The 25,719-nt window shown below is 72.1% G+C and carries 29 protein-coding genes; 23 read left to right on the forward strand and 6 right to left on the reverse strand.

Features of this window, described 5'->3' with window-relative positions; all coding sequences use genetic code 11:
• The first annotated feature begins 177 nt into the window (after positions 1–177).
• The 7 genes from OG553_RS37535 to OG553_RS37565 all read left to right on the forward strand — a co-directional run bounded on the left by OG553_RS37535 (position 178) and on the right by OG553_RS37565 (position 5,904).
• Positions 178–1,029: an AfsR/SARP family transcriptional regulator gene (locus OG553_RS37535; protein WP_331719152.1), complete on the forward strand. Its 852-nt coding sequence runs from the start codon at positions 178–180 to the stop codon at positions 1,027–1,029.
• Between the two features lie 78 nt (positions 1,030–1,107).
• Positions 1,108–1,821, forward strand: a complete 714-nt coding sequence (locus OG553_RS37540) for a TetR/AcrR family transcriptional regulator (RefSeq protein WP_331719153.1) — start codon at positions 1,108–1,110, stop codon at positions 1,819–1,821.
• A 98-nt stretch (positions 1,822–1,919) separates the two neighbouring features.
• Positions 1,920–2,741, forward strand: a complete 822-nt coding sequence (locus OG553_RS37545; RefSeq protein WP_331719154.1) for an AfsR/SARP family transcriptional regulator — start codon at positions 1,920–1,922, stop codon at positions 2,739–2,741.
• Between the two features lie 34 nt (positions 2,742–2,775).
• Positions 2,776–3,189: an SgcJ/EcaC family oxidoreductase gene (locus OG553_RS37550; protein ID WP_331719380.1), complete on the forward strand. Its 414-nt coding sequence runs from the start codon at positions 2,776–2,778 to the stop codon at positions 3,187–3,189.
• A 12-nt stretch (positions 3,190–3,201) separates the two neighbouring features.
• A complete protein-coding gene (locus OG553_RS37555) occupies positions 3,202–4,407 on the forward strand; it encodes an epoxide hydrolase family protein (RefSeq protein ID WP_331719155.1) in 1,206 nt (401 codons plus the stop codon).
• A 22-nt stretch (positions 4,408–4,429) separates the two neighbouring features.
• On the forward strand, positions 4,430–5,356 hold the full coding sequence (locus OG553_RS37560; RefSeq protein WP_331719156.1) for an NAD(P)-dependent oxidoreductase: 927 nt from the start codon (positions 4,430–4,432) through the stop codon (positions 5,354–5,356).
• 41 nt (positions 5,357–5,397) lie between these two features.
• The gene (locus OG553_RS37565) at positions 5,398–5,904 is read left to right on the forward strand and encodes a DinB family protein (protein ID WP_331719157.1); all 507 of its coding nucleotides are present in this window, start codon (positions 5,398–5,400) and stop codon (positions 5,902–5,904) included.
• 8 nt (positions 5,905–5,912) lie between these two features.
• On the opposite strand, the gene OG553_RS37570 is transcribed toward OG553_RS37565, so the two are convergent.
• Together OG553_RS37570 and OG553_RS37575 are read right to left on the reverse strand one after the other, a co-directional pair.
• Positions 5,913–6,458, reverse strand: coding sequence for a flavoprotein (locus OG553_RS37570; RefSeq protein WP_331719158.1), 546 nt, complete (start codon positions 6,456–6,458; stop codon positions 5,913–5,915).
• Positions 6,459–6,531: 73 nt separating this feature from the next.
• Positions 6,532–7,044 carry an FBP domain-containing protein gene (locus tag OG553_RS37575; RefSeq protein WP_331719159.1) on the reverse strand — a complete coding sequence of 171 codons (513 nt, stop codon included), beginning with the start codon at positions 7,042–7,044 and terminating at the stop codon, positions 6,532–6,534.
• 256 nt (positions 7,045–7,300) lie between these two features.
• Between OG553_RS37575 and OG553_RS37580 the strand changes: the two genes are divergently transcribed.
• The 4 genes from OG553_RS37580 to OG553_RS37595 all read left to right on the forward strand — a co-directional run bounded on the left by OG553_RS37580 (position 7,301) and on the right by OG553_RS37595 (position 10,043).
• Positions 7,301–7,852: a dihydrofolate reductase family protein gene (locus OG553_RS37580; RefSeq protein ID WP_331719160.1), complete on the forward strand. Its 552-nt coding sequence runs from the start codon at positions 7,301–7,303 to the stop codon at positions 7,850–7,852.
• Between the two features lie 85 nt (positions 7,853–7,937).
• Positions 7,938–8,144: a DUF4287 domain-containing protein gene (locus tag OG553_RS37585; protein ID WP_331719161.1), complete on the forward strand. Its 207-nt coding sequence runs from the start codon at positions 7,938–7,940 to the stop codon at positions 8,142–8,144.
• Positions 8,145–8,212: 68 nt separating this feature from the next.
• The gene (locus tag OG553_RS37590) at positions 8,213–9,058 is read left to right on the forward strand and encodes an NAD(P)H-binding protein (RefSeq protein ID WP_331719162.1); all 846 of its coding nucleotides are present in this window, start codon (positions 8,213–8,215) and stop codon (positions 9,056–9,058) included.
• A gap of 4 nt (positions 9,059–9,062) precedes the next feature.
• Positions 9,063–10,043 carry an AraC family transcriptional regulator gene (locus OG553_RS37595; RefSeq protein WP_331719163.1) on the forward strand — a complete coding sequence of 327 codons (981 nt, stop codon included), beginning with the start codon at positions 9,063–9,065 and terminating at the stop codon, positions 10,041–10,043.
• Between the two features lie 27 nt (positions 10,044–10,070).
• Here OG553_RS37595 and OG553_RS37600 read toward each other — a convergent pair whose 3' ends face one another.
• From OG553_RS37600 to OG553_RS37610, 3 genes are all read right to left on the reverse strand, one after another.
• On the reverse strand, positions 10,071–10,544 hold the full coding sequence (locus OG553_RS37600; RefSeq protein ID WP_331719164.1) for a GNAT family N-acetyltransferase: 474 nt from the start codon (positions 10,542–10,544) through the stop codon (positions 10,071–10,073).
• 180 nt (positions 10,545–10,724) lie between these two features.
• Positions 10,725–11,414, reverse strand: coding sequence for a ScbR family autoregulator-binding transcription factor (locus OG553_RS37605; protein WP_331719165.1), 690 nt, complete (start codon positions 11,412–11,414; stop codon positions 10,725–10,727).
• A gap of 385 nt (positions 11,415–11,799) precedes the next feature.
• On the reverse strand, positions 11,800–12,798 hold the full coding sequence (locus OG553_RS37610; RefSeq protein WP_331719166.1) for a ScbA/BarX family gamma-butyrolactone biosynthesis protein: 999 nt from the start codon (positions 12,796–12,798) through the stop codon (positions 11,800–11,802).
• Between the two features lie 1,160 nt (positions 12,799–13,958).
• On the opposite strand from OG553_RS37610, the gene OG553_RS37615 reads away from it, so the two are divergent.
• The 4 genes from OG553_RS37615 to OG553_RS37630 all read left to right on the forward strand — a co-directional run bounded on the left by OG553_RS37615 (position 13,959) and on the right by OG553_RS37630 (position 17,363).
• Positions 13,959–14,783: an AfsR/SARP family transcriptional regulator gene (locus OG553_RS37615; protein ID WP_331719381.1), complete on the forward strand. Its 825-nt coding sequence runs from the start codon at positions 13,959–13,961 to the stop codon at positions 14,781–14,783.
• Between the two features lie 313 nt (positions 14,784–15,096).
• Complete coding sequence (locus tag OG553_RS37620) at positions 15,097–15,918, forward strand: AfsR/SARP family transcriptional regulator (RefSeq protein ID WP_331719167.1); 822 nt, start codon at positions 15,097–15,099, stop codon at positions 15,916–15,918.
• 138 nt (positions 15,919–16,056) lie between these two features.
• Positions 16,057–16,329 (forward strand): actinorhodin polyketide synthase, encoded by a 273-nt coding sequence (locus tag OG553_RS37625; RefSeq protein ID WP_331719168.1) that lies wholly within the window; start codon positions 16,057–16,059, stop codon positions 16,327–16,329.
• A 74-nt stretch (positions 16,330–16,403) separates the two neighbouring features.
• Complete coding sequence (locus OG553_RS37630; protein ID WP_405983264.1) at positions 16,404–17,363, forward strand: SRPBCC family protein; 960 nt, start codon at positions 16,404–16,406, stop codon at positions 17,361–17,363.
• A gap of 108 nt (positions 17,364–17,471) precedes the next feature.
• On the opposite strand, the gene OG553_RS37635 is transcribed toward OG553_RS37630, so the two are convergent.
• A complete protein-coding gene (locus tag OG553_RS37635) occupies positions 17,472–18,086 on the reverse strand; it encodes a ScbR family autoregulator-binding transcription factor (RefSeq protein ID WP_405983265.1) in 615 nt (204 codons plus the stop codon).
• Positions 18,087–18,317: 231 nt separating this feature from the next.
• Here OG553_RS37635 and OG553_RS37640 point away from each other — a divergent pair, with 231 nt between their 5' ends.
• The 8 genes from OG553_RS37640 (at position 18,318) to OG553_RS37675 (ending at position 25,719) form a co-directional block, all read left to right on the forward strand.
• Positions 18,318–19,091, forward strand: coding sequence for a response regulator transcription factor (locus OG553_RS37640; protein ID WP_331719171.1), 774 nt, complete (start codon positions 18,318–18,320; stop codon positions 19,089–19,091).
• A 67-nt stretch (positions 19,092–19,158) separates the two neighbouring features.
• Entirely contained in the window at positions 19,159–20,007 is an 849-nt protein-coding gene (locus OG553_RS37645; RefSeq protein ID WP_331719172.1) for a hypothetical protein, read from the forward strand.
• Positions 20,008–20,263: 256 nt separating this feature from the next.
• On the forward strand, positions 20,264–21,733 hold the full coding sequence (locus OG553_RS37650; RefSeq protein ID WP_331719173.1) for an FAD-dependent monooxygenase: 1,470 nt from the start codon (positions 20,264–20,266) through the stop codon (positions 21,731–21,733).
• A gap of 98 nt (positions 21,734–21,831) precedes the next feature.
• Positions 21,832–22,500, forward strand: a complete 669-nt coding sequence (locus tag OG553_RS37655) for a TetR/AcrR family transcriptional regulator C-terminal domain-containing protein (RefSeq protein ID WP_331719174.1) — start codon at positions 21,832–21,834, stop codon at positions 22,498–22,500.
• Between the two features lie 30 nt (positions 22,501–22,530).
• A complete protein-coding gene (locus tag OG553_RS37660; protein ID WP_331719175.1) occupies positions 22,531–22,860 on the forward strand; it encodes a TcmI family type II polyketide cyclase in 330 nt (109 codons plus the stop codon).
• 40 nt (positions 22,861–22,900) lie between these two features.
• Positions 22,901–24,169: a beta-ketoacyl-[acyl-carrier-protein] synthase family protein gene (locus OG553_RS37665; RefSeq protein WP_331719176.1), complete on the forward strand. Its 1,269-nt coding sequence runs from the start codon at positions 22,901–22,903 to the stop codon at positions 24,167–24,169.
• Complete coding sequence (locus tag OG553_RS37670) at positions 24,166–25,386, forward strand: ketosynthase chain-length factor (RefSeq protein WP_331719177.1); 1,221 nt, start codon at positions 24,166–24,168, stop codon at positions 25,384–25,386. Before OG553_RS37665 ends, OG553_RS37670 begins: the two co-directional genes overlap by 4 nt.
• 63 nt (positions 25,387–25,449) lie before the next feature.
• The gene (locus tag OG553_RS37675; RefSeq protein ID WP_405983266.1) at positions 25,450–25,719 is read left to right on the forward strand and encodes an acyl carrier protein; all 270 of its coding nucleotides are present in this window, start codon (positions 25,450–25,452) and stop codon (positions 25,717–25,719) included.

Genomic DNA, 25,719 nt, shown 5'->3' on the forward strand with positions numbered 1-25,719 from the left:
CTCCAGGCTGTCGTGGGTGTGTGAGTGATTCTCGAACATCCAGGTCAGAGGGGGTTTCTGGGTGGCGCCGAGATTTCGTCAGGCAGGGAACTGCCCGCCGGACAGTGCATTGACAAACCGTCCGGCCTGTTTTCTACTGACTCTTGCGACCTCATCCAAAGGACAGGGGAGTACGACGTGGACATCGATGTACTGGGCGCACTCGCCGTGCGGGAGAACGGGATCTCCATCACGCCCACCGCCCCCAAGCCCCGGCAGGTCCTGGCCCTCCTGGCCCTCCACGCCGACCAGGTCGTGCCGGTGTCGGCGCTGATCGAGGAGCTGTGGGGGTCCATGCCGCCGCGCAGCGCGCGCACCACGCTGCAGACGTACGTACTCCAGCTGCGCGCGCTCATCGCGACCGCCCTGGAGGGGCACGAGGACGAGCACCGCACGGCGAAGGACGTCCTCGTGACGCTGCCCGGCGGCTACCTGCTGAACAGCGACCGGGGCACCAGCGACGTCCGGGAGTTCGACCGGCTGGCCGGGATGGGGTACCGGGCGATGGACGCGGGTGACCACCCCGTCGCCGCGCAGCGGCTGCGCGAGGCGCTCGCCCTGTGGTCGGGGCCCGCCTTCGCCGACGTACAGGGCGGGGTGCAGCTGGACATGGAGACGCGCCGCCTGGAGGAGACCCGGCTGTGCGCACTGGACCAGCGCATCGAGGCGGACCTCAAGCTGGGCCGCCACCGCGAGCTGCTGGCGGAGCTGACGGTGCTGGTGAGCCGGTACCGCACCCACGAGAACCTGCACGGGCAGTTCATGCTCGCCCTGCACCGCTCGGGCCGGCGCGGCGAGGCGCTCGACGTGTACCAGCGCCTGCGCGCCACGCTCGTACGGGACCTCGGGCTGGAGCCGTCCACCGCGCTGCGCAGGCTCCAGCGTTCGATCCTGATGGCGGGTCCGGACGGCGTGGGCAAGCCGGCGGTGGTGGCCGGGGCGGCGGGCACCGGGACGGTTCCGCGGGCGGAGCGGCTCGTACGGGCCTGAGCCGCGCGCGGCCGGCGCCGGGCGTGCCGGTGAGCGGTAGGTGCAGGGACGGAGCGGGGGCGAAAGGGAGACGGAGCGGTGCAGGAGAGGTCGGAGCGGACCCGCAGGCGGTTGGTCTTCGCCGGGGCCGAGTTGTTCCACCGCAACGGATACGCCAACGCCACACTCGGTGAGATCGCCGGTGCGGCGGGGGTGACGAAGGGGGCGCTGTACTTTCACTTCGCCTCGAAGGACGAACTGGCGGACGCGGTCCAGCGACGCGGCTGCGGCCTGCTGGACGAGGCGGTCCGGGCGCTGCTCGACGGCGGGGCCTCGCCGTTGCAGGCGCTGATCGACACGACGCACTGGCTGGCGCGGACGCTGCACGAGGATCCGGCGATCCCGGCGAGCTTCCGGATCACCAAGGAGTGCGCCGGGCACCAGCCGGCCTCGGTCGACTTCCACGGGGCGTGGCTGTCGGCGGTGTGCGGGCTGCTGCGGATGGCGCGGGACGTGGAGGAGCTGCCGCTGGACCGGCCGCCCGTCGGAGTGCCCGACGGCGACGAGGACGCCGGTTCGGCCGCCGACCGGTGGGAGAGCGCCGAGGCGTTGGTGGCGGCGGCCGTCTGCGGGATCGAGGTACTGGCCGGGACGGGGCTGTCGTACGAGGAGCTCCAGCGGAAGGTGGCCGCCCTGTGGGGGCTGCTGCTGCCGAGCCTGGTGGGCGCGGACCGCGTGCGGGAGTACCGCACCGCCGCCGGTCGGGAGCCCGGCGGGGAGCGCAGCTACGAGGTTCTCGCGAGCCCGGCCTAGCTCTGCGGCTGCCGCTGGTGTGGGTGTGGGAACGGCAAGCCGGGGCTCCGGGTTCCGGTGTCATCGAGGTGCATCGACGAACTGCGGAGGGGGAGACCATGAGGATCCGGATTCTGGGACCGCTCAGTGCGGAGGTCGACGGGGAGTCGATCGTGCCGTCCGCGGGCAAGCCGCGGCAGATCCTGTCGCTGCTCGCCCTGTATCCCGGGCGGGTGGTGCCGGTGCCCACGCTCATGGAGGAGATCTGGGGCCAGGAGCTGCCCAACAGCGCGCTGACCACCCTGCAGACGTACATCCTCCAGCTCCGCCGCAGGCTGGGCACGGCCATGGGCCCCGGCCGGCCGGGTGCCGCCAAGGACGTCCTCACGACCCGGCACGGCGGGTACCTGCTCCAGGTGCCGCCGGAGGCCGTCGACGTCCACGCGTACGAGGACCTCGTCGCGCGGGGCCTCGCCGCCTTCGACGGCGGTGACGACGAGGGCGCCGCCGCCATGCTGCGGGCGGGGCTCGCGCAGTGGCAGGGGCCCGCGCTGGTCGACGTACGGGTGGGGCCGGTGCTGGCGATCGAGGTCATGCGGCTGGAGGAGAGCCGGCTGGTCGCGGTGGAGCGGCGGATCGACGTCGATCTGCGGCTCGGGCGGCACACCGAGCTCCTCGCCGAACTCACCGAGCTGACGGCACGCCACGCCCAGCACGAGGGGCTGCACTCCCAGCTGATGGTGGCGCTCTACCGGTCCGGGCGGCAGGGCGCCGCGCTGGACGTGTACCGGCGGCTGCGCGGCAGGCTCATCGGGGAGCTGGGTGTGGAGCCGTCGCCCCAGCTGCAGCGGCTGCACCAGGCGATGCTGACGGTCGACCCCGCCCTCGACGTGGTGGCCGGACCCCGGCGGGGCTCCACGTTCGATCTCTATGTCGCTTGATCTCAACAGTGGTTGAGGTGTGAGGATGGCGCACATGGACACCGACACCACGCCCCGCGCGGCGGACCTCGCAGCGATCACCGAACTCGTCGCGACCGTCGAGCGGTCCCAGCAGAACAAGGACGCCGAGGAGTTCCTGGGGCTCTTCCACCCGGACGCGATGTGGACCACGGCCCACGGCAAGGTCCTCATCGGCTTCGACGCGATCGCCGAGTTCACCCGGCAGGTGCTGCCCGCCGCGAACTGGGACGGCAAGGTCAGCTACGAGGTCGGGCACGTGTTCTTCATCCGGGACGACGTCGCCGCGGTCAAGGTGCGCCAGAGGTACCTGGGTGCGGGCGAGGAGAGCGAGGGCGCCCCGCTGTACGTGGTGTCCCGGCAGGACGACGGGCGCTGGCTGCTGACCGCCTGCCAGAACACCCAGGTACACCGCCCCGGGCAGGACTGACATCGTGGGGGCATGGACGACCGTGATCTGACCCCGTACCGGCTCGACGTGCCGCAAGAAGAGCTCGAAGACCTCGACCTGCGGCTGCGCCGGACGCGGTGGCCCGACGGGCTCGACGGCGTCGGGCGGGCGTACGGGATGCCGCCGGCCGAGCTGCGGGAACTCGTACGGTACTGGCGCGAGGAGTACGACTGGCGGGCCGCCGAGGCGCGGCTGAACCGATGGCCCCAGTACACCACCGTCATCGACGGCGCCCGGGTGCACTTCGCGCACGTCCGCTCGCCCGAGCCGGACGCGCTGCCGCTGCTGATGACGCACGGCTGGCCCGGGTCCTTCGTGGAGTTCCTGGAGGTGGCGGGGCCGCTGACGGACCCGCGTGCGTACGGCGGGGACCCGCGTGACGCCTTCCACCTGGTGCTGCCCAGCATCCCCGGCTTCGGGCCGTCCGGGCCGACCACCGAGACCGGCTGGGAGTTCAAGCGCGTCGCGCGGGCCTTCGGGGTGCTGATGGAGCGGCTCGGGTACGAGGCGTACGGGGTGCAGGGCGGTGACTGGGGCGCCGCCGTCTCGCGGGAGCTCGGGCGGCTCCGCCCGGGCAACGTGGTCGGGGTGCACCTGAACCTGCTGCCCGGCGCCGGGGCCACCGCCGAGCCCGCGGAGGCGGAGCTCGCGGCGCTGGAGCCCGCCGAGCGGGAGCGGACGCTGGCCTCCTGGGAGCGGTACCGGGTGTGGGCGCGCGAGCGGCAGGGCTACGCCGACATCCAGGCGACCCGGCCGCAGACCCTCGCGTACGGGCTGAACGACTCGCCGGCCGGGCTGCTCGCCTGGATCGGGGAGAAGTTCACCGAGTGGAGCGACCCCCGGACCCCCGTCGACCGGGACCAGATGCTGACCAACGTGATGCTGTACTGGCTGACCGGGACGGCCGGGTCGGCCGCCCGCATCTACTACGAGCGGGCCCACGCCGACTACCACCGGCAGCCGCCCGAGGTCTCGGACACCCCGACCGCGCTCGCCGACTTCCCCCGCGACAACTTCGTCCCGCTGCGGCACGTCGCCGAGCGCACCGACCGGATCGTGCGCTGGACCTCGTACGACAGGGGCGGGCACTTCCCCGCGATGGAGGTGCCGGAGCTGCTCGTCGAGGACGTCAGAAGTTTCTTCGGTTCTTTCCGGGAAGGTGTCACATCCGGCAGGGCCCGTCTGTCCCATCGGTGAGGACACGACGGAGGAGGCCGGAATGTTGGTGCTGCTGGCGGGCGCGAGCGGGGTACTGGGGCAGCGGACGGCGGCCGCGCTGCGGGCCGCCGGCCACGAGGTGGCCGGGCTGGGCCGGGGCGCGGGGATGGACGTACGGGCCGACCTGCTCGACCGCGAGGCACTGCTGCGGGCCGTCGACGGCCGGCGCTTCGACGCGGTCGTGCACGCCGCGACCGCCCTGTCCGGCAAGACCATGGCCGCCCACCGGGACATGGCGGCCACCAACCGGCTGCGCACCGAGGGCACGGTCAACCTGCTGGCCGCCGCCCGCGAGACGGGGGCGCGGCGCTTCCTGGTCGAGTCGATGATGTTCGGCTACGGGTACGGCGACCACGGCGCGGCCCTGATCGGCGAGGACGACGGCTTCGGGCCGCGCGGGACGAACGCCGCGCTGGAGCGGCACGTCGGCGCCATGCGGACCAAGGAGGAACTGGCCTTCACCGCCGACGGGATCGAGGGGGTCAGCCTGCGCTTCGGCCTGTTCTACGGGGCCGGCACCACCGACGACCACCTCGTGCCGCTGCTGCGCGGGCGGAAGCTGCCCGTCGTCGCCGACAGGGGACGGGCGCTGAGCTGGGTGGACACCGAGGACGCGGCGCGCGCGGTGGTGCTCGCGCTGGAGTCGGGGCGCCCCGGGCGGGCGTACAACATCGCCGACGACACCCCGGTGGGCTGGGGCGCGCACATGGGGGCGGTGGCCGCGGCGTTCGGGGCGCCCGCGCCGATGAGGGTGCCGCTGTGGGTGCTGCGGGCGGCCCCGCTGGCGCACGTCATCATGGGCAGCTCGCTGCGGCTCTCGAACGCCAGGGCGCGTCGGGAGCTGGGCTGGGAGCCGCGGTACGGGAGCAGCCCGGACGGGGTGCGGGCACTGGCGGCGGCCGGGGCGGAGCGGGTGTCCGGCATGTGAAACGGCCGGCGGCGGTCCCGCACCGCTGTGATCATCGGCCGATGGACCTCGAACGGCGCACCCCGCCCGTACTGACCGGTGACGAACGCTCCACCCTGACCAGCGTGCTCCAGTGGCAGCGCGACACCCTGCGGATGAAGTGCGCGGGCCTGACGGACGAGCAGCTGCGGCGCAGGGCCGTCCCGCCGTCCGGACTGAGCCTCCTGGGGCTGGTCCGGCACCTGGCGGAGGTGGAGCGGGGCTGGTTCCGCAACGTCCTGAACGGTGAGGACGTGCGCGGCTACTTCCCGCAGAACGACGCCGGGGAGTGGACGGAGTTCCACGTCGAGGACGCGGACCCCGCCGAGGCCTTCCGGATCTGGGAGGAGACCTGCGAGCGCTCGCGGGCGATCGTCGCGGCCGCCGAGTCCCTCGACGTACGAGGGCACTTCGGCGACCAGGCGTACTCGCTGCACTACCTCCTGGCCCACCTGATCGAGGAGTACGCCCGGCACAACGGGCACGCCGACCTGCTGCGCGAGGCCATCGACGGGGCCACCGGGGAGTAGCCGAGTCGCTAGACGGAGACCGTTCCGGCCCGGTCCACGGCGTCGAGGGCGATCTGCCACGGGAAGTGCGGCGGGGCGTCGGGGCCGGCCGGGCCGGGCTGGAAGCCCCCCTCGCCGTACAGCAGTTCGGCGCCGGCTCCGCGCAGGACGGCCAGGGACTGCTCGAACTGGGGGTGGGCGGCGAGCGCGGCGTTCGTACACGGCATGGCCACCACCGGGGTCCCCTTGCCGAGGGCCTCGGCGGCCACGCCGACGGTGAACCGGTCGGTGAGGCCGAGGGCCCAGGCGTTGACGGAGTTGAAGGTGGCGGGCGCGAAGAGGACGGCGTCGGCGGCCGGCCACTGGTCGGGCTCCCCGGGCAGCTTGTACTGCCAGCGGACCGGGTTGCCGGTCAGGGCGGCGAGGCCGTCGAGGCTCTCCGCCACCCACCGCGCCGCCGTCGGGGTCAGGCCCAGGCACACGTCCCAGCCGCGCGACTGGGCGTCCTCGATCACGTGGGCCACGTCGAAGACGGGCGGGGCGGCGGAGCAGAACAGGTAGAGAGTCCTCGTCATGCGGTTATGTGATCACATTCCTGACCATCAACTCTCCTCCAGGGTCGGCTCGCCCGGTCCGGGGCCGTTCCGCTCAGGCGGCCTTCGCGGCGGTGATCCTGTCGGCGAAGGAGTCCAGGTTGGCCCACATCCGCGCGACGCGCTCGTCCACCGTCAGGGACTCCTCGTGGCGCCCGGCGCGCAGCTTCGGCTGCCGCTTGCCGCGTACGTAGAGGGGGCAGGCGAGGTCGGCGCAGACGTACGTGCCGACCGTGTTCCCCTCGCGGCCGCGGGCGCCCGCCAGCGGGGCGGCGAGCAGGGTGACGCCGGAGGAGGCGTGTCCCGTCAGGCAGATCTGGCACAGGCTCGACTTCACCGCGCTCGTACGGGTCGCGGCGGGCACGCGCAGGGTGATGCCGACCGGGCCGTCGGGGCGCGGGATGACGAGGTGGGCGCGCAGCGGGGCACCCGGGTCCACCCAGCCGAGGAAGTCCAGGTCCTGCCAGGGCAGTTCGGCGAAGTCGAGGGGCAGGCGCAGGCGTGCCGCCTCGCCCTTGGTGCAGTTCACGAAGGACGAGCGGATCTGTTTTTCGGTGAGCGGTTCCACGGGAGTCGACCCTACGGGGCGCCCGGGCCGCTCCGCACCTCGTTTACGCAGGTGGGGGGTGGTGGGGAGGGGTGTCTGGAAATTTCTCGCGGCTTCGGCGATGAGTTTCGGGGAGGGGGTCGGTCTACCCCTGTGAAGAGCGGGAGTCGTGCCACGGAGCAGGATGTGGACGGCGTCCACTTTTCAGGATAGGCTGCGGAGCGTCCAGATGTGGACGCCGTACACATAATTGTTGGTCAGAGTCAGGGGAAGCATCGTGCGCAAGGTCATCGCCTCCGTTTTCGTGTCCGTCGACGGCGTCTTCGAGGACCCGAGCTGGTCCATGCCGTTCTGGAACGCCGAGGCGGAGGAGTACGCCGGAGAGCAGCTCGCCGCCGCCGACGCGCTGCTGCTGGGCCGGGTGACGTACGAGGGCATGGCCCCGGCCTGGACGGCGCGGGCCGAGGGCGCGGACGCCGGGACCGAGCGGATGAACGCGATGCCGAAGTACGTCGTCGGCTCCAGCACCGCCGCCCCCGAGTGGAACGCCACCTTCCTGGCCGGCGACCTCGCCGCCGAGGTCGCCGAGCTCAAGCGGCAGGACGGCGGCGACCTGCTCGTCTACGGCAGCGGCCGGCTCGTCAACGCCCTGATCGAGCACGACCTGCTCGACGAGCTGCGGCTGTGGACGCTGCCGGTGGTGCAGGGCAAGGGGCGCAGGCTGTTCGGCGAGGACTCGCCGGTGAAGACCCTGCGCCCGGTGGGCACCACCGTGCTCGGCGACAGCGGGGCGCAGGTCCACGCGTACGCCCCCGTGGCCGCCGGCTGAGCCCGCACTCCGGTTCCGTTTCCCGTTTCCCAGCCGCATCCCCATCCCCCGTTCGACAGGCACCAGGTACAAGGAGCGACACGACATGAGCGAGCAGCCGGTGAAGGGCCCCGCGAGCTACTTCCCCTCGATCGAGGAGAAGTACGGCCGCCCGGTGGCGGAATGGGTGGAACTCATCCGCTCCTCCCCGCTGACCAAGCACATGGAGCTGGTCTCGTGGCTGAAGACCGAGCACGGGATCGGCCACGGCCACGCCAACGCCCTGGTCAAGCACACCCTCACGGAGAAGTAGACGCTCGCTTATGCGGGGGAGCGTCTGAGCCATGTCGTGTCTCGCCGGACGGGGCTTGACTGGGTGTCATGACGAAGAACACGAACGAGACGCAGAACACGGGCACGGTCACCCTCGTCATCGGGGGCAACGGCAAGACGGGCCGGCGGGTCGCCGAGCGGCTGGAGGCCCGGGGGCGCGCGGTGCGGATCGGCTCCCGCACCGGCCGGCCGGCCTTCGACTGGGACCGGCCCGGGACCTGGGGCCCCGCGCTGGAGGGCGTGGACCGCGCGTACGTCACCTACCACCCCGACCTGGCCTTCCCCGGGGCCGCCGACCGCATCGGCGCCTTCGCCGAGGCCGCCGTCGCCGCCGGGACGCGGCGCCTGGTGCTGCTGTCCGGACGCGGGGAGGAAGCGGCCCGGACCGCCGAGGACCGGCTGAAGGACTCCGGGGCCGACTGGACCGTCGTACGCGCCAGCTGGTTCAACCAGAACTTCGACGAGTACTTCTTCCTGGACTCCGTGCTCTCCGGCGAGATCGCCCTGCCGGTCGGGGACGCGGTGGAGGCCTTCGTCGACGCCGACGACATCGCGGACGTGGTCGTGGCCGCGCTCACCGACGACCGGCACGTCGGCAGGACGTACGAGCTCTCCGGGCCGCGGCTGCTCGGCTTCGCGGAGGTGGCCGCCGAGCTGTCGAAGGCGACCGGGCGCGAGATCGCGTACGTCCCGGTCACGGACGCGCAGTACCGGGCGGTGCTGCGCGAGCACGGCCTCCCGGAGGAGTTCGCCGACCTGTTCACCCTGATCTCGGACGGGCGCAACGCGCACCTGGTGCACGGGGTCGAGGAGGTGCTGGGCCGCCCGGCCAGGGATTTCGCCGACTACGCGCGCGAAGCGGCGGCGAGCGGGGTCTGGGACGTCCGAGGATGAGGTCATGGACACGCTGACCGGTCTCCTCGAAGGGCCAAGGGCCCGCAGTGCCTTCCTGATGAAGTCCGTCTTCGACCCGCCGTGGGCCATGCGGGTCGAGGACCGGGCCCCGCTGTCGGTGATGACGCTCGTGCGGGGATCGGCGTGGCTGCTGCCCGACGACGGGGAGGCCGTGCGGATCGGGCCGGGCGACGTGGCGGTGGTACGGGGGCCCGTGCCCTACACGCTCGCCGACTCGTCGGACACCCCGGTGGGTGTCAGGATCGGCCCCGACCAGCGGTGCAGCGCGCAGGGCGAGGACGTCACCGAACGGTTCTCGCTCGGGGTGCGGACCTGGGGCCCGTCGCGGGAGGGCGCCGGCTCGGTGGTGCTGCTCAGCGGGACCTACCAGGCGCCGAGCGAGATCGGGCGGCGGCTGCTGGGCGCGCTGCCCTCGGTGCTGGTGCGGCCGGTGCGGGCGGCCGACGCCACCCTGATCGCGCTGCTGGCCTCGGAGGTGGCCCGTGACGAGCCGGGGCAGGAGCTCGTACTGGACCGGCTGCTGGACCTGCTGCTCATCGGGGTGCTGCGGGCCTGGCTCGCAGCACCCGGCTCGGGGGCGCCGGCCTGGCACCGCGCCCAGGGCGACCCGGTCGTCGGGGCGGCGCTGCGGCTGCTGCACGAGGACCCCGCGCACGGGTGGACCGTGGAGGAACTGGCGCGCCGGGCCGGGGTGTCGCGGGCCGCGCTGGCCCGGCGCTTCACCGAGCTGGTCGGGGAGCCTCCGGTCGCCTACCTGACGGGGTGGCGGCTGGCCCTGGCCGCCGACCTGCTGCGCGAGCCGGACGCCACGGTGGCGACGGTGGCCCGCCGGGTCGGCTACGGGAGCGCGTTCGCGCTGTCGGCGGCCTTCAAGCGGGTGCGGGGGATGAGCCCGCAGCAGTACCGGGAGGGCGCGGGAGCGGCCACCGTGCCGGGGGTGCCCGGCACCGTGGTGCTGGGTTAGGGGGACACCCCCTGGCACGGGCGGGCGTTACGCCAGTTCGAGGACGGCCACCGGCTGGGGGCCGCTGAACTCGCCCGTGGGGCGGAAGCCGAGGCCGAGGTAGAAGGGCGCCGGGCTGTCGTCGCCGTCGTGCCAGGTGACGTACGCCCGGGACCCGCCGCGGCGGCGGATCTCCTGCGTGACGGCCTCCACGGCGAAGCGGCCGTAGCCCTTGCCCTGGTGCTCGGCGGCGATGTTCAGGCGCCAGATGCCGGAGCGGCGGTGCTCCGGGTCCTTCGCCGGGTTCCAGACGATGTCCAGGAAGGCCATGACGAAGCCGACGACCTCGTCGCCGTCGAGGATGGCGCGGGGCCAGGCGGGCTCGCCGTGGACGTAGGCCTCGGCGAGGGACTGGGCGACGGACTCGACGAGGTGCTCCTGGTCGGGGCGGACGCGGACGGCGGTCACCGCTTCGAAGTTGTCCGGGGTCACCGGCACCAGGCGGAGGGATGGGCTGATCATCCGAGAAGCCTAGTACCCGACGTCCGAACGGGTTGAAAAGAACGGGACGCGCGGTATATTTTAAGGGTCGGCAAAGGAGCGCGGGCGATGTGGGAAGTGGGGGCCGGTGCAGTCCCGGACATGCGGACCGCAGCCCCGGCACCGATCCGCGGCCGGCGCGTACCAGGGGCCGCGGGAAGGTCAGGCGGTGGCCTTCGCAGCCTCATCCGCTTCGTTTTCCTGGGAGTACCTCACGGCGTCGTTGTAGACACTCACCGCCCGGCTCTCGGAGATGTCCACGGAGGCGAGGACCGAGGCCTGCACGATGCTGGGCAGAATGTGACGCAGGAGCGCGGTCACCCGGAGCACGAGGTCCTGGTAGTCGGTGAGGGCCTGCGACATGGACTGGATGCCGGCGTATGTCCCCACGAGGACATCGGCGGTCTCGGTCGGGCTGACGTGGGGGAGCAGCTCGCCCCGGCTCTGGGCCTTCTCCAACCGTTCCACGATGGGAGTGACCCAGGCGAGCCACGGGCCGCTGCGGTCGAGGCCGCGCGCCAGCTGGTCCATGGCCAGCCGCACGCTCGCACGGACCATGGGATCGGTCTGGAGCCGGTAGGTGTGGAGCATCATCATGTCCACGATCTCCTGGATCATGGTCGACCGGCCGGGGATGGAGAGGTTCTGGTTCTGGGAGCTGAGGACGCCGTGTGCCAGGTCCTCCTTCGACTGGAAGTGGAAGTACAAGGCCCCCTTGGTCACCCCGGCCGCAGCGAGGATCTCGGAGATGGTGGCCGCCTGGTACCCCCGCTCCTCGAAGATCTTGGCCGCCGCGGACAGGATCGCCTGACGCGTGCGGATGGCTCGGACCTGCTGGACTTGCTCAGCCATGGTGGCTCCTTCCTCCCTGGGTCGGAAGCCCTTGCGCAAACCGCCCGTCCCGTACGTATCTTACAGCGGGTGACGGTCCAGCCAACCTTGATGCCGCGCGGACGTGTGGCGAGGAGGGAGGTGGGAGACGGTTTCCGGGAGGGACACGGCCGAAAAGGCCCTGTCCGAGAAGGGCCCGCCGGCCTGCGGGTGACCTGCTGGCTTCCGCCGCGCCGGGTGGTGGGGGCGGCGCGCCGGGACGGGTTGCCGGGAGGGTGAGAAGGGCCGGATCCGTTCGGCCGGCCGACGGCGCGCGCCGTCGGCCGGGGCGAGCCGGGCCGAGCCATGCCCCGGTGGTGGCGCCGGGTACGCCTCGGCCGGGAAGGAGGGCCTGAGCAGCGCTCGGTCAGGAGTACGCGGCCGCCGTGACGATCGCGGTGAAGGCGATGTCGCCGTTCTGGTGGCCCGTCACCCGCACCGCCTCGTCCGCTCCGGGCGTGTCCGAGTACAGGCGCTCCGCCTCGATCACGCACGGTACGTCGAACTCGACGTACCGCTTGAAGTCGCTGTCGATGCCGAGCGGCAGGAAGTCCGAACGTCCGAGGGTGGCGGCCGCGGCCTGTCGCGCGCCCTCCACGAGGAGCATGCCCGGTACGTGGTCGAGCGGGTGGTCGAACAGGACCGGGTGGAGGGTGTCCACCCTCAGCTGCCAGCGGTTCGGCTCGGCGGTCGGGGACAGGACCACGTCGGTCGGGGACAGCCGTCCCACGCGCTGCGGTGCGACGGGAGCCGTCAGGGGCAGCGGACGGTGGTCGGCCTGCAGGGCGTGCGGGGGCCGCAGGCGCTCGTAGACCGCGGGGCTGGTGCAGGTGGAGCAGGCCCGCCCCGTCGCGACGAGGTGCCCGTCACGACGGACCGCGACCTCGTAGACGATCTTGCTCAGCTTCCCGGCCCGGCGCTTGACCTCGGTGAAGGTGACGTCGATGTCGAGGGACGTCGGAGCCTGCCGGATCCTGAGCTGCTCCGGCTGGTGGATGATGATGCTGAGCTCCCACATCAGGTACTGGTGACCGAGGGGCAGACCGAACTCGGCGTGCCCCAGCAGGATCCCGAGCTGCCGGATCGTCTCGACGCATATGAGCGGATCGTGGTGGTCTCCGGTGACGTGCGTGAAGAAGCCGTGGTCGTCGGGCCACTGCGCGGTGACCGAGAAGTGGGTGTCGTCGTGACGCTGCCAGTCGGTCAGGAAGACTTCGGCGGCGGATACCCGGTGTACCAGTTCCTTCGGGACGGTGGCCTTGACCGACGGGGAGCCGAAACCGCTCCGTCCGAGTGGAGAGAGTGCGGCCCGCAACATCGGGTCGTAGGTCGGAGTGCGCTCGACATGAAACGTGCTCGCGCTCATTGTTCCCCCTAGACAGCGCTGGCGAGTTACAGGTGTGACCTGCGAGAAAAATATATACCAACCGGTTTTTTATCCAGGGGGAGCATCACCCTTGCCCGGGAAATATGCGGAGGTGTGTATTCCGGCCAAACCTCCGTCGCACCGTTTCCCCAGTTCCACGCCGTTGGGGCGACATCGAATCTCTGCCACCCGGCCGGAAGCAGCTCAACCGGGCCGAGAGTGGTTCTTGAGCCGGCGGTCGGCAGCAGGGCTGCGCCCGGCCCGGAAGGCCGTCTATTCGCATCGGAAGATCGCTTTGCGGTCCGCGGGGCGGCGGGCCGTTCGTCGCGATCTCCCGCCGGTCCCCGAAGGGTGACGGGCTCCGCTGCGGAAGCGCCCGGCACCGGCCGCCGCAGGGATGGTGCCGTCCGGGAGGGTTCCGCCGTTCGGCGCTCCGTGCGGTGGGGGTGACCGGCTGATGCGCTCCCGCGCGGTGCCGGCGCGACTCCGTCCGTTCGCCCCGTGCGTTCGCGGTTTGCCGGGGTGAAACGTTTCGGGTGCTTCCGCCGCTCGGCTCCGAAGCGTCGGAGTCCCGGCGCCCGGGGGGGCGGGTGGTCGGTCCGCCGTCGGGCGGACCGGCGTCAGGGGATGGGCGGGACGGTGGGCCGGCCTTCTGTTTGCCGGGTTCCGGCCGGGGCCGAGTCTTGTGGACGGGACCCGGTGGGAGCCATTCCCCTTCGTCTTGAGCGACGTTCGAGTCCGCTTCCGGCCCGGCTCCGCCGCTTGCCAAGTGTGAACGCTCTTCAGCAAACCGCTAAAGCGGTTTGTAATGCCCCTCCAAGTGCCGCGTCGAGACGGGGTCGACGGTTTGAACTCCAGGTAGACGGGGTTCGGGGCGCGGGGACGAGGGCCGACCAAGGGGCCTGTTTTCGGCCGTTTGTTGGCCGATATCGGTCCTCTCTAGCCGTCTCCCTGCCTTCCTGTGGCGGCGAGAGAGGTGCATCAAGCCTTCCGCTTCCAGGCAAAGGTGCAGCTAGAGGCCCGTTCCGGGATTCCTCAAGGGACTCGGGTCGGCAAGAAACGGTACAGCCGGTTTGGTATTGACAAACCGGCTCGTCTGTTTTTTGCTCGTTCCAGCGAAAGTCGAGAGCTCATCCAAGGACGAAGCAGGGGAGTACGGCGTGGACATCGATGTACTGGGTGCACTGACCGTTCGGGAGAACGGGGTCTCCATCACGCCGACGGCGGCCAAGCCCCGGCAGGTGCTGGCGCTGCTCGCGCTCCACGCCGACCAGGTCGTGCCCGTGGCCGCGCTGATCGAGGAGCTGTGGGGCACGGAGCCGCCGCGCAGCGCCCGTACCACCCTGCAGACCTACGTGCTCCAGCTGCGCGGTCTCATCGGCACCGCGCTGGAGGGGACCGACGGGACGCGCACCGCGAAGGACGTCCTCGTGACGCTGCCCGGCGGCTACATGCTCAACAGCGGCGGCGGTACCAGCGACGTGCGCGAGTTCGACCGGCTGGCGGGGATGGGCTACCGGGCCATGGACGCCGCGGACTTCCCGGGCGCCGCGCGGCTCCTGCGGGAGGCGCTCGCCCTGTGGTCGGGCCCGGCGTTCGCCGACGTCGACGGCGGGGTGCAGCTGGACATGGAGACGCGCCGCCTGGAGGAGACCCGGCTGTGCGCGCTCGACCAGCGCATCGAGGCCGACCTGCGGCTCGGCCGGCACCGGGAGTTGCTCGCGGAACTGACCGTTCTGGCCAGCCGCTACCGGATCCACGAGAACCTGCACGGGCAGTTCATGCTCGCCCTGCACCGCTCCGGCCGGCGCGGCGAGGCGCTCAGCGTCTACCAGCGGCTGCGTTCCACGCTCGTGCGCGAGCTCGGCATCGAGCCCTCGGCCGCCCTGCGCAGCCTCCAGCGCTCGATCCTCATGAGCGGCCCCGAGGCCGGAGCCGCCGAATCCCCGGAGACCGCCCGCAAGAGGCTCGCCCGGGTCGGCTGATCCCGGTATTCGGATGATCATCCGGTAAATGCTGTACAGGGATTTAAGAAACTGCTGGGGAAGACCTGAGATTTAGTTTTCATCAACGGTGATCGGAACAAAGACGACGAGCTCGATCAGCGGTCTGAGCACGGGGTTTGCGTCCAATCGGAATCCTGTCTTTCGAATCCGCCGTCTGTTCGCCTGTTTCGGAGGTCCGCTCGACGTCGGCTAGAGCGCCCGGTGATGTTGCCCTGGGCTGGCTTACCGTCGTCGGGTCGAATACTGATAACCGAGAGTATCTCGACGAAATATGGAGGGGAGACGGGAGACCGTGAAGATTCAGGTTCTGGGTCCGTTGAGTGCCGAGGTCAACGGGGCATCGATCGTTCCTACGGCGGGCAAGCCGCGTCAGATCCTGGCGCTTCTCGCGCTCTACCCGGGCCGGGTGATGCCCGTACCGACCCTCATGGAGGAGATCTGGGGGACGAACCTGCCCGAAAGCGCGCTCACCACCCTGCAGACGTACATCCTCCAGCTGCGCCGCAGGCTCGGCACGGCGATGGGGCCGGGGGCACCCGGCACCGCCAAGGACGTGCTCGCCACCCGGCACGGCGGCTACCTGCTCCAGATCCCGCAGGAGTCGGTGGACGTCCACGAGTACGAGGCCCTCGTCGCCGCCGGGCAGAACGCCTTCGACGACGGTGACGACGAGCGCGCCGCCGACCTGCTGCGCAAGGCGCTCGACCTGTGGCAGGGACCCGCGCTGGTCGACGTGCGGGTCGGCCCGATCCTGGAGATCGAGGTGCTGCGGCTGGCGGAGAGCCGGCTCGTCACCACCGAGCGGCGCATCGACGTCGACCTGCGCCTCGGCCGGCACACCGAACTGCTCGCCGAGCTCACCGAGCTGATGGCCCGCAACCCGCAGCACGAGGGGCTGCACTCGCAGGCCATGGTCGCGCTGTACCGTTCGGGCCGGCAGGCCACCGCCCTCGACGTCTACCGCAGGCTCCGGGCCCGGCTGATCGGGGAGCTCGGCGTCGAGCCCTCGCAGCAGCTGCAGCGCCTGCACCAGGCGATGCTGCGGGTGGACCCGGCGCTCGACGTGGTCGCCGGACCGCGCCGCAGCTCCACCTTCGACCTGTACGCGGCGTAGGCCGCAGGTCACGGAGGGGAGGCGCGGCGGCTCGAGCGGGGCTCGTTCCCGGCGTGAGGGGTTCTCCAGAGCGGGCGGTCAGGCTCCTGGCGACCCGGTATGAGCCGCTGCGCCGGCGGACGAGGAGAGAGGCAAACCATGCAAGCCACGGTCCGGCTGGAACTCGCCGACCTCACCCGCATCCTGCGGATCTGGGGCGGCGAGGAGGACTGCGTCGAGCTGACCGAGGAAGTCCAGGACCTGTACTGGATCGAACTCGGCTACGACAGCCTCTCCATCTTGCAGACCATAGGGTCGATCGAGCGGAAGTTCGACGTCCTGCTCGCCGGGGAGATCCTCGAACTGGGCGACACCCCGCGGCTCTTCCTCGAACTGGTCAACGACGCGCTGGGCAGCCGAGCCGTCGTCTGAGGCTCCAGCGGCGTTCGACGCGGACTCCGGCGGACGCCGACAGGCTCTGCGCCAAGCGTTGAGAGAGGTGTCCGATGTCTGTCGAGCGAGTGCACCGGATGTCATGCGCGGCCGACGCGGCCGCGCCCGCCGGAGCCCTGTACACCCTGGTGGCCGACGTCACCCAGTGGCCGCTGTTCCTGCCGGACACCGTCCACGTCGAGCGGCTGGACTTCGACGGCCGCGCCGACCGGTACGTCCGCTGGGCCGACACCGGCGGGGAACTGCGGCGCTCGCTCGTGCGGCGGACCCTGGACGCCGGCGGGCGGCGCGTCCTCTTCCAGGAGGAGCGCCCCGACGCGCCCGTCGCCGCCTCGGGCGGCAGCTGGACCGTGGCGGAACTGGCCCCCGGCTGGTCGCGGCTGATCCTGGAACGGGAACTCACCCTCGACGGCGGCCGGGCCGCGGAGGCCGAACGGGCCGTGGCGCGGGCGGAGGAGGGTGCGCGGGCCGCGCTGGCCGGGCTGCGGACCGCGGCCGAGCGCTGGCGGCGGCTCGACGAACTCATGGTGTCCTTCGAGGAGTCCGTACGGATCGAGGGCCCGGCCGAGCCGGTGTACGAGTTCCTGTACGGCGTCGACTCCTGGCCCGGCCGGGTCGCGCACGTGCTGGAGGCGGAGGTGTCCGAGGACCGGCCCGGCGTGCAGCGCACCCGGCTGGTCAACCTGGCCGACGACGGCTCCGCCTACCCGAGCGAGGCGTTACGGGTGTGCTTCCCGGCGGCCGGACGGATCGTCTTCAAGCGGACCCGGCCGCACCCCCTGCTCGCGGCGCACGCCGGCGAGTGGTGCGTGGAGCCGGACGCGTCCGGGGTCACGGTGTCCTGCCGGCACGACGTGCTGCTGGACGAGCGGGCGCTGGGACGGGGTCCCGGCACCGAGCCGGCGCAGGCGCGGCGGTACGTGCGCGAGGTGATCGGGCGCGAGATCCGGGCAGTGCTGGAGCCGGCGACGCGGTACGCGGGGGACCCGGTCAGGACCCTGCGCTCCGTTTGAGGTGTCCGGAGCCTCCCCCGGCTTCCCCGGCCGCTTCGGCCCCTTCGGCCTTCCCCCTGGCGGCGGCCCGCCACCGTGTCCCCCCGCGGTGGCGGGCCGCCGTGCTGCTCAGCTCCCCCGTCCGGCGGTGTCCAGCTCGCGCAGGGTGGCGGGCACGGCCAGACAGGGCATCACCACCCGCCAGAACCCCGCCAGGGTGCGCGGCGCGAGCCACTGCGGGTCGTCGCGGCCCAGCGCCTCGAAGCCGAGCGTCGCCGCCACCACCGTCGCCGCCACGCTGCGGTGGTTGAGGCCGGGCAGCAGGGTGCCCTCCCCGTTGGCCTCCGCGAGCAGCCGGTGGACGTACTCGTGCCACTCACGGGGCAGGGCGCACGAGGACGCGTACGCCGGCTCCCTGCCCAGCCGGAAACCCGCCCGTGCCACGACGTCCCGCAGGAGCAGCCCGGCGAGGGCCTGGGAGCTGTCGGCCAGGGCCTGGAGGGCGGACGTGCGCTGTACGTACACCTCGCGGGCGGCAGCGCGCAGGGCCTCGGCCCCGGCGGCCTCGACGGCCTCGGCGACCGCCGCCTTGTTCTCGAAGTGGAAGTGCAGCGCGCCCGGACTCACCCCGGCACCGACGCTGATCATGCTCAGAGTCGCCTCTGCGTAGCCGCGCCGTCCAAAGACGGTCGCGGCTGACTCAATCAGTGCATGACGGGTCCGGACAGCGCGTTCTTGTTTCATCACGCATAGCTCCTGTATCAGTTTCCTTCCATTATTAAACCGCGCCGTTGGTATGGGAATGGCGCTGAGGTGCTCCTTCCTGGCTGGTTTGCCGGTGATCGGCGCCATCTGGTGGCCCGATTTGGTCCTTTTTTCGAAGGCCTTGCCAGGGTTTGCGGGCTTTGACAAACCGACGAAGCGGTTTGTATCTTCGTTGACGTTGGCTCAACCGAGCTTGAGGGAGGGGGGCAGATGAACCAGCGGACCATTGCTGTACTGGAACCTCACACAGGCGCCGCGGGCGTGAACGGGGGGTTCCTGCCGGCCGAGGGGCTCAGAGCGCCACAGCACGCGCCGACCCAGTCGGCCCTGTGGCGGATCCTCATCGTGGAGAGCAACACGATCGAGGCGGAGACGCTCGCACGCGGCCTGCGCCGCCACGGACACGAGGTCGAGATCGTCGCCACCGGCAGCGAGGCCCTTCGCTGCTACGCCGACGCCGACCTCGTCCTGCTCGACCTGGAACTCCCCGACCTGGACGGCCTGGAGGTCTGCCGCGGCATCCGCGCCGCCCACGAGATCCCGGTGATCGCGGTCACCGCCCGCGGCAGCGAACTGGACCGGGTCCTCGGACTGCAGGCGGGCGCGGACGACTACCTGGTCAAGCCGTACGGGTTCCGCGAGCTGATGGCGCGGATGGAGGCGGTCATGCGCCGGGCGCGGCCGACCCGCCCCGTCGCGGCCACCATCACCTGCGGTCCGCTGCGGATCGACGCGGGCACGCGCGAGGTGATGTTGAACGGGGAGCCCGTCGAGACCACGCGCAAGGAGTTCGACATGCTCTACCTCCTCGCGTCCCATCCCGACACCGTCATCCCGCGCAAGATGCTGATGCAGCAGGTCTGGGGCGACTCCTGGTCCCGGCGGACCGTGGACACGCACGTGAGCACGCTCCGCAACAAGATCGGCGCCGGCTGGATCATCACGATCCGGGGCGTCGGTTTCCGGTTCGGCCAGGGCGCCTGAACCCGTCCCCGCGCCGAGCCGCGCGAGGACGACCGCCGAGCACGAAGCGAGCCGAGGGGGAACGAGCATGGCAGTGACGGCGCTGTGCCACGGGGAGGGCTGCCGCACCGGACACGCGGACGGACGGGCCCGCAGGCGCACGACCGACGGCAGCCGGCTCTGCCGGCCCTGCCGCGAGCACTTCACCGCGGGCCTCGCCGAACTCGCGCACCTCTACGAGGAGTGCGGCCGGGTCCTCGGCGGCGCGGCACCCGGCAGCCTGCGCGAGCGCACCACCGGGGGAGAACTCCCCGGCCTCCCCTTCAACGCGGCCGCCGCCGACGTACGGGCCGGGATGGTCTCCGTACTCGGCTCCTGGAGCGGGCTCGTCGCCCAGCAGCGCGGCTTCACCTCACCGCCGCGCACCGTCGCCGCGCTCACCGCCTTCCTGCTGCGCAACGCCGACTGGCTCGCGGCCCACTCCGCCGTCGGCGAGGCCACCGGGGAGATAGCCCGGCTGGTACGGGCCGGCCGCCGCGCCGCCTTCCCGGACCCGGCCCGCAGCATCCGCCTCGGCGACTGCCCCGAGTCCGGCTGCGGCGGCGCCCTCACCCTCGCGGTGCGCGCCGGGGCCCGCGCCGACGGGCCGGCCATCGTGTGCGCCGCCGACCCGGAACACCGCTGGACCAGCGACCAGTGGAGCGCGCTCAGCCGCTCCATGGACTCCGCGCGGGAACCCGGTGCCACGGCCGCGCCGGCCACCGAGCGCTGGCTGACCGCCGCCGACATCTCGCAGCTGTGGCACACGCCCACGGGCACCGTCTACCGGCTGGCGAGCGAGGAGCGCTGGCGCCGCCGCAACCGCGCGGGGCGCACGTACTACAACGAGAACGACGTACGGGACTGCTTCGCCCGCCGGGAGGCCGCGCGGGCCTGAACCTTTCGTCCCCGTACGCGCTGCGCGAGCCCCAGCAGCACTCCGCACCGGTCAGCACGGCCTCCGGCAGGGTCCGGATCCAGCCGTCTGACCGGTGTTTGACATTCCCTTTTCCGCCGTCCGACGCACCGGACCGGGCCTTGTGGAACCTGACCTACTCCTGAATCCAGCGCCATTGAACGGCCGCTCGCGGCCGAAGAACCTTGTAGTCAAGATCCGGTGCACTGTCTCCGGAGGTTGAACTCAAGGAGACGTGATGGACGCCCCAGTGATCGTCGTCGGCGCGGGTCCCGCGGGCATGATGCTCGCCGGCGAACTGCGGCTGGCGGGAGTCGCCGTAGTCGTCCTCGAACGCCTTGACCGGCGTACGGGCGAATCCCGCGGGCTCGGCTTCACCACGCGCACGCTGGAGACCTTCGACCAGCGCGGCCTGCTCCCGCGCTTCGGCGAGATCGAACGCAGCACCTTCGGCCACTTCGGCGGGCTGCCGCTGGACTTCGGCGTCCTCGACGGCGCCTGCCAGGCCGCCAAGACCGTGCCGCAGTCCGTCACCGAGACGCACCTGGAGGAGTGGGCCACCTCCCTCGGCGCCGACATCCGGCGCGGCCACGAGGTGCTCTCCGTGCGCGACGACGGCGAGGGCGTCGACGTCGAGGTCCGCGGCCCCGACGGGACGCACACCCTGCGCACCGGCTGGCTGGTCGGCTGCGACGGCGGCCGCAGCACCGTGCGCAAGGCGGCCGGCTTCGACTTCCCCGGCACGGCGGCCACCATGGAGATGTACCTCGCGGACATCAAGGGCATCGAGCTCAAGCCCAGGATGATCGGCGAAACCCTGCCCGGCGGCATGGTCATGGTGGGCCCGCTGCCCGGCGGCACCACCCGCATCGTGGTCTGCGAACGCGGCACCCCGCCGCGCCGCCGCGAGAGCCCGCCCGACTTCGATGAGGTCGCCGCCGCCTGGCAGCGGCTCACCGGCGAGGACATCTCGGCCGCCGAACCCGTCTGGGTCAGCGCCTTCGGCGACGCGGCCCGGCAGGTCACCGAATACCGGCGCGGGCGCGTGCTGCTGGCGGGCGACGCCGCGCACATCCACCTGCCCGCCGGCGGCCAGGGCATGAACACCGGCATCCAGGACGCCGTCAACCTCGGCTGGAAGCTCGCCTCCGTCGTACTCGGCCGGGCCCCGCTCGGCCTGCTCGACACCTACCACGGCGAACGCCACCCCGTCGGCCGGCGGCTGCTGATGAACACCCGGGCCCAGGGACTGCTGTTCCTCAGCGGCGCGGAGGTACAGCCGCTGCGCGACTCCCTCCGCGACCTCATGGCGTACGAGGACGTCGCCCGGCACCTCGCCGCCATGGTCACCGGCCTGGAGATCACCTACGACGTGGGCCGCGGCAGCCACCCGCTGCTCGGCCGGCGCATGCCGGACCTGGAGCTCACCGGCCCCGACGGCCCCACCTCCAGCACCGAACTGCTGCACCCCGCCCGCGGGGTGCTCCTCGACCTGGCGGACAACCCCCGGCTGCGCCAGCGCGCCGCGGCCTGGGCGGAACGGGTCGACACCGTCACCGCCCGCCCGCGCGGGGCGGCGTCCGGGGCCGACGGACTGCACGACACCACCGCCCTGCTGATCCGGCCCGACGGGTACGTGGCATGGGCCGCGCCCGGCAGCCACCACGACCTGCCGATGGCGCTCGAACGCTGGTTCGGGGCCCCCTGACGGGACCTCCCCGCCCACGGGCCACTGACGACCGGCGCACCCCCTGACGGCCGCCGCATCCGACGGCCGGACGAGAACGTCAATCGGAGGAACCACACATGGCAACGCCGCAAGCAACGATCGAGCGCCTCCCCGCCGGCCCGACCGGCCCCGACGGGGAACGCCGCGACATCGTACGGGCGGCCAGGACCGTCCTGGCCCGCGAGGGCTGGAGGCGCTGCACCGCCGAGGCCACCGCCGCCGAGGCCGGAGTGGGCACGGACACCGTGGCACGGCACTTCCCCGACCACGAGCAACTGCTGCTGGGCGTACTGCTGGACAGCTCCGCCTCCGTCGCGGCCTGCCTCGCGGCCGTCGCCGAGAGCTACCTCGCGGAGATCACCGACCTGCGGGCCGACCTGATCGCGCTCGGCCGGGCCTGGCTGGCACCGCTGGAGGCCTTCCGCGAGCACTTCGCGATCGTCCGGCACATCAGCGCCGAGGTCACCACGCTGCCCGCCGAGGCCGTCGACAAGTGGCAGGCCACCGGCCCCCGGCAGGCCCGCCGCGAACTGGCCCGCCGGCTGCGCCAGGTCGGCGCCCGCGGCCTGCTCGACATCACCGACGCCGACCAGGCGGCCGAACGCTTCATCCTGCTGGTCCCCTCGTCCGTCGTACAGCGCTCCTTCCACGGCGCGCTGCCCCTCGGGCGCCACGAGGAGGACGGGCTGATAGCCGACGGAGTCGACGACTTCATCCGGCTGTACGGCCCGAACACCTCCCGCTGACCCCGCCGATCCCTGGAGAGAGTAGAAAAGATGCACAGCAACCTGATCGTGGCGCGGATGGACATCCGCTCCAGCGCCGAGGTGGCCCAGCTCTTCGCCGAGTTCGACAAGACGGACATGCCGCAGCGGATGGGCACCCTGCGCCGGCGCCTGTTCACGTACCAGGGCCTCTACTTCCACCTCCAGGACTTCGCCGAGGACGACGGCGGCGAGCGCATCCAGGCCTCCCGCAACGACCCGCGGTTCATGAAGATCAGCTACGACCTCCAGCCGTTCATCCAGCCGTACGACCCGGAGACCTGGCGCACCCCGGCCGACGCGATGGCCACGCGCTTCTACGACTGGACGGCGTCCGAATGATGTCCGCCGGAGCAGAGGAGACGACGGGAGGGCACCGCTCGTGGCCCGCCGGGTAGTCATCACGGGCATCGGGGTGCTGGCGCCCGGAGGCATCGGCGTCCGGGAGTTCTGGGACCTGCTGAGCTCGGGGCGCACGGCGACGCGGGAGATCACCCACTTCGACGCCTCCCCCTTCCGCTCCCGGGTGGCGGCCGAGGCCGACTTCCTGCCGGAGCTGCACGGGCTCACGCACGAGGAGATCCGGCGCATGGACCGCGCCGCCCAGTTCGCGGTGGTCGCGGCCCGCGAGGCCGTCGAGGACAGCGGGCTCGACCTCGCCGGCGCCGACCCTTACCGCACGGGCGTCAGCATGGGCACCGGAGTGGGAGCCGTCGGCAGCCTCGACAAGGCGTACCGCGCGGCCAGCCTCGACGGCCGGCTCCAGGCCGTCGACCACACGCGGGCGCCGCAGCACCTGTACGACCACTTCGTCCCCAGTTCGTTCGCGACGGAGGTGGCGTGGGCGGTGGGTGCGGAGGGGCCGGCGACGGTGGTGTCGTCGGGTTGCACGTCGGGGATCGATTCGGTGGCGCATGCGGTGGATCTGATCCGTGAGGGCAGTGCGGACGTGATGGTGGCGGGTGCGACGGACGCGCCGATCACCCCGTTGACGCTGGCGTGTTTCGACGCGATCAAGGCGACGACGACGTTGAACGACGATCCGGAGCGGGCTTCGCGGCCGTTCGACGCGACCCGGAAGGGGTTCGTGCTGGGCGAGGGCGCGGCGGTGTTCGTGCTGGAGGAACTGGAGGCGGCCCGCGCCCGGGGCGCGCACGTCTACGCCGAGATCGCCGGCTACGCCTCCCGCTCCAGCGCCTTCCACATGACGGGCCTGCGCCCCGACGGACGGGAGCTCGCCGAGGCCATCACGGTCGCCCTCGACGAGGCGCACCTCGGCCCCGCCGACCTCGACTACGTCAACGCGCACGGTTCGGGCACCAAGCAGAACGACGCCCACGAGACGGCCGCGTACCGGCTGGCCCTGGGCCCGCACGCCTACCGGACCCCGGTCAGTTCGATCAAGTCGATGATCGGGCACTCGCTGGGATCGGTGGGAGCGCTGGAGATCGCGGCCTCGGTGCTGGCGATGGAACACCACGTGGTGCCTCCGACGGCGAACCTGCGCACGCGTGACCCGGACTGCGACCTGGACTACGTGCCGGTGGTGGCGCGGGAGCAGCGCACGGACGCGGTGCTGACGGTGGGCAGCGGTTTCGGCGGGTTCCAGAGCGCGATGGTGCTGGCCCGGCCGGACAGGAGGACGCCATGAGCAGCGGCAGGACCCTGATCACCGGTATCGGTGTGGCCTCGCCGACCGGCATGGGCGTGGAGGACTTCTGGGCGGCGACGCGGATCGGGAAGAACGCGATCGGCCCGGTGACCCGCTTCGACGCCTCTTCCTTCCCGGCACGTCTGGCGGGCGAGATCCACGGCTTCGAGGCCGCGGACCACCTCCCCGGACGGCTGGTGCCGCAGACCGACCGGGTCACCCAGCTCGCCCTCATCGCCACCGACTGCGCCTTCACCGACGCCCGCATCGCGCCGGGGGAGGTCCACCCCTGTGACATGGGTGTGGTGACGGCTGCCGGGTCCGGAGGCTTCGAGTTCGGCGAGCGCGAGCTGCGCAAGCTCTGGGGGCAGGGCGCCAAGCACGTCAGCGCGTACCAGTCCTTCGCCTGGTTCTACGCCGTCAACAGCGGCCAGATCTCGGTGCGCAACGACCTGCGGGGTCCGACCGGGGTCCTGGTCGGGGACCAGGCCGGCGGGCTGGACGCGCTCGCGCACGCCCGGCGTCGGCTCCGCAAGGGGAGCCGGCTCATCGCCACCGGCGGCTTCGACGCCTCCATCTGCTCCCTGGGGTGGGCCGCGCACCTGGCGGGCGGATCCGTCTCCTTCAGCGACGAGCCGGAGCGCGCCTACCTGCCCTTCGACGAGGCCGCGTCCGGATACGTCCCGGGCGAGGGCGGCGCCATGGTCCTCCTGGAGGACGAGCACAGCGTCCGCGCACGTGACGGGCGCACCGTGTACGGCGAGTTCGCCGGGTACGCGGCCACGCTCGACCCCCGCCCGGGCAGCGGGCGTGAGCCGGGCCTGCGGCGGGCCATCGAGGGCGCACTGGCCGACGCGGGGTGTCATCCGGCAGAGGTGGACGTGGTGTTCGCCGACGGCGCCGGCGTCCCGCGCCTGGACCGGGAGGAGGCCGAGGCCATCACGGCGGTGTTCGGTCCGCGGGGGGTGCCGGTGACGGTGCCCAAGACGATGACCGGACGGCTCAGCGCGGGCGGCGCCCCCGTCGACGTGGTCTGCGCGGTCCTCGCCATGCGCGAGGGGCTGATCCCGCCCACGACCAACGTCGAACTCTCGCCCGCCCACGACATCGACCTGGTGACCGGGCGTTCCAGGACCGCGTCCGTGCGCACCGCGCTCGTCCTGGCCCGCGGCCACGGCGGCTTCAACTCCGCCGCCCTCCTGCGCGCCGTCGACTGAGGCACGACAGAACTCCCGCGGCCGGACCTCCCGGCCCGTGGAAGACCGATGAAAGGACCCATCGTGGCCAAGCAGGAATTCACCTTCGACGACCTCAAGCGCATCCTCCTGGAGGGCGCGGGCGCCGACGAGGAGGTCGACCTCGACGGCGACATCCTCGACACCGACTTCGAGTCCCTGGGCTACGAGTCGCTGGCGCTCCTGGAGACCGGCGGCCGCATCGAGCGCGAGTTCGGCATCACGCTCGACGACGACATCTTCAGCGACCACAGCACCCCGCGCTCCCTGGTCGAGGCCATCAACGAGAGCCTCAAGGTCGCCGTCGACGCCTGA

The organism is Streptomyces sp. NBC_00158 (assembly GCF_045160885.1).
Taxonomy (GTDB): Bacteria; Actinomycetota; Actinomycetes; order Streptomycetales; family Streptomycetaceae; genus Streptomyces.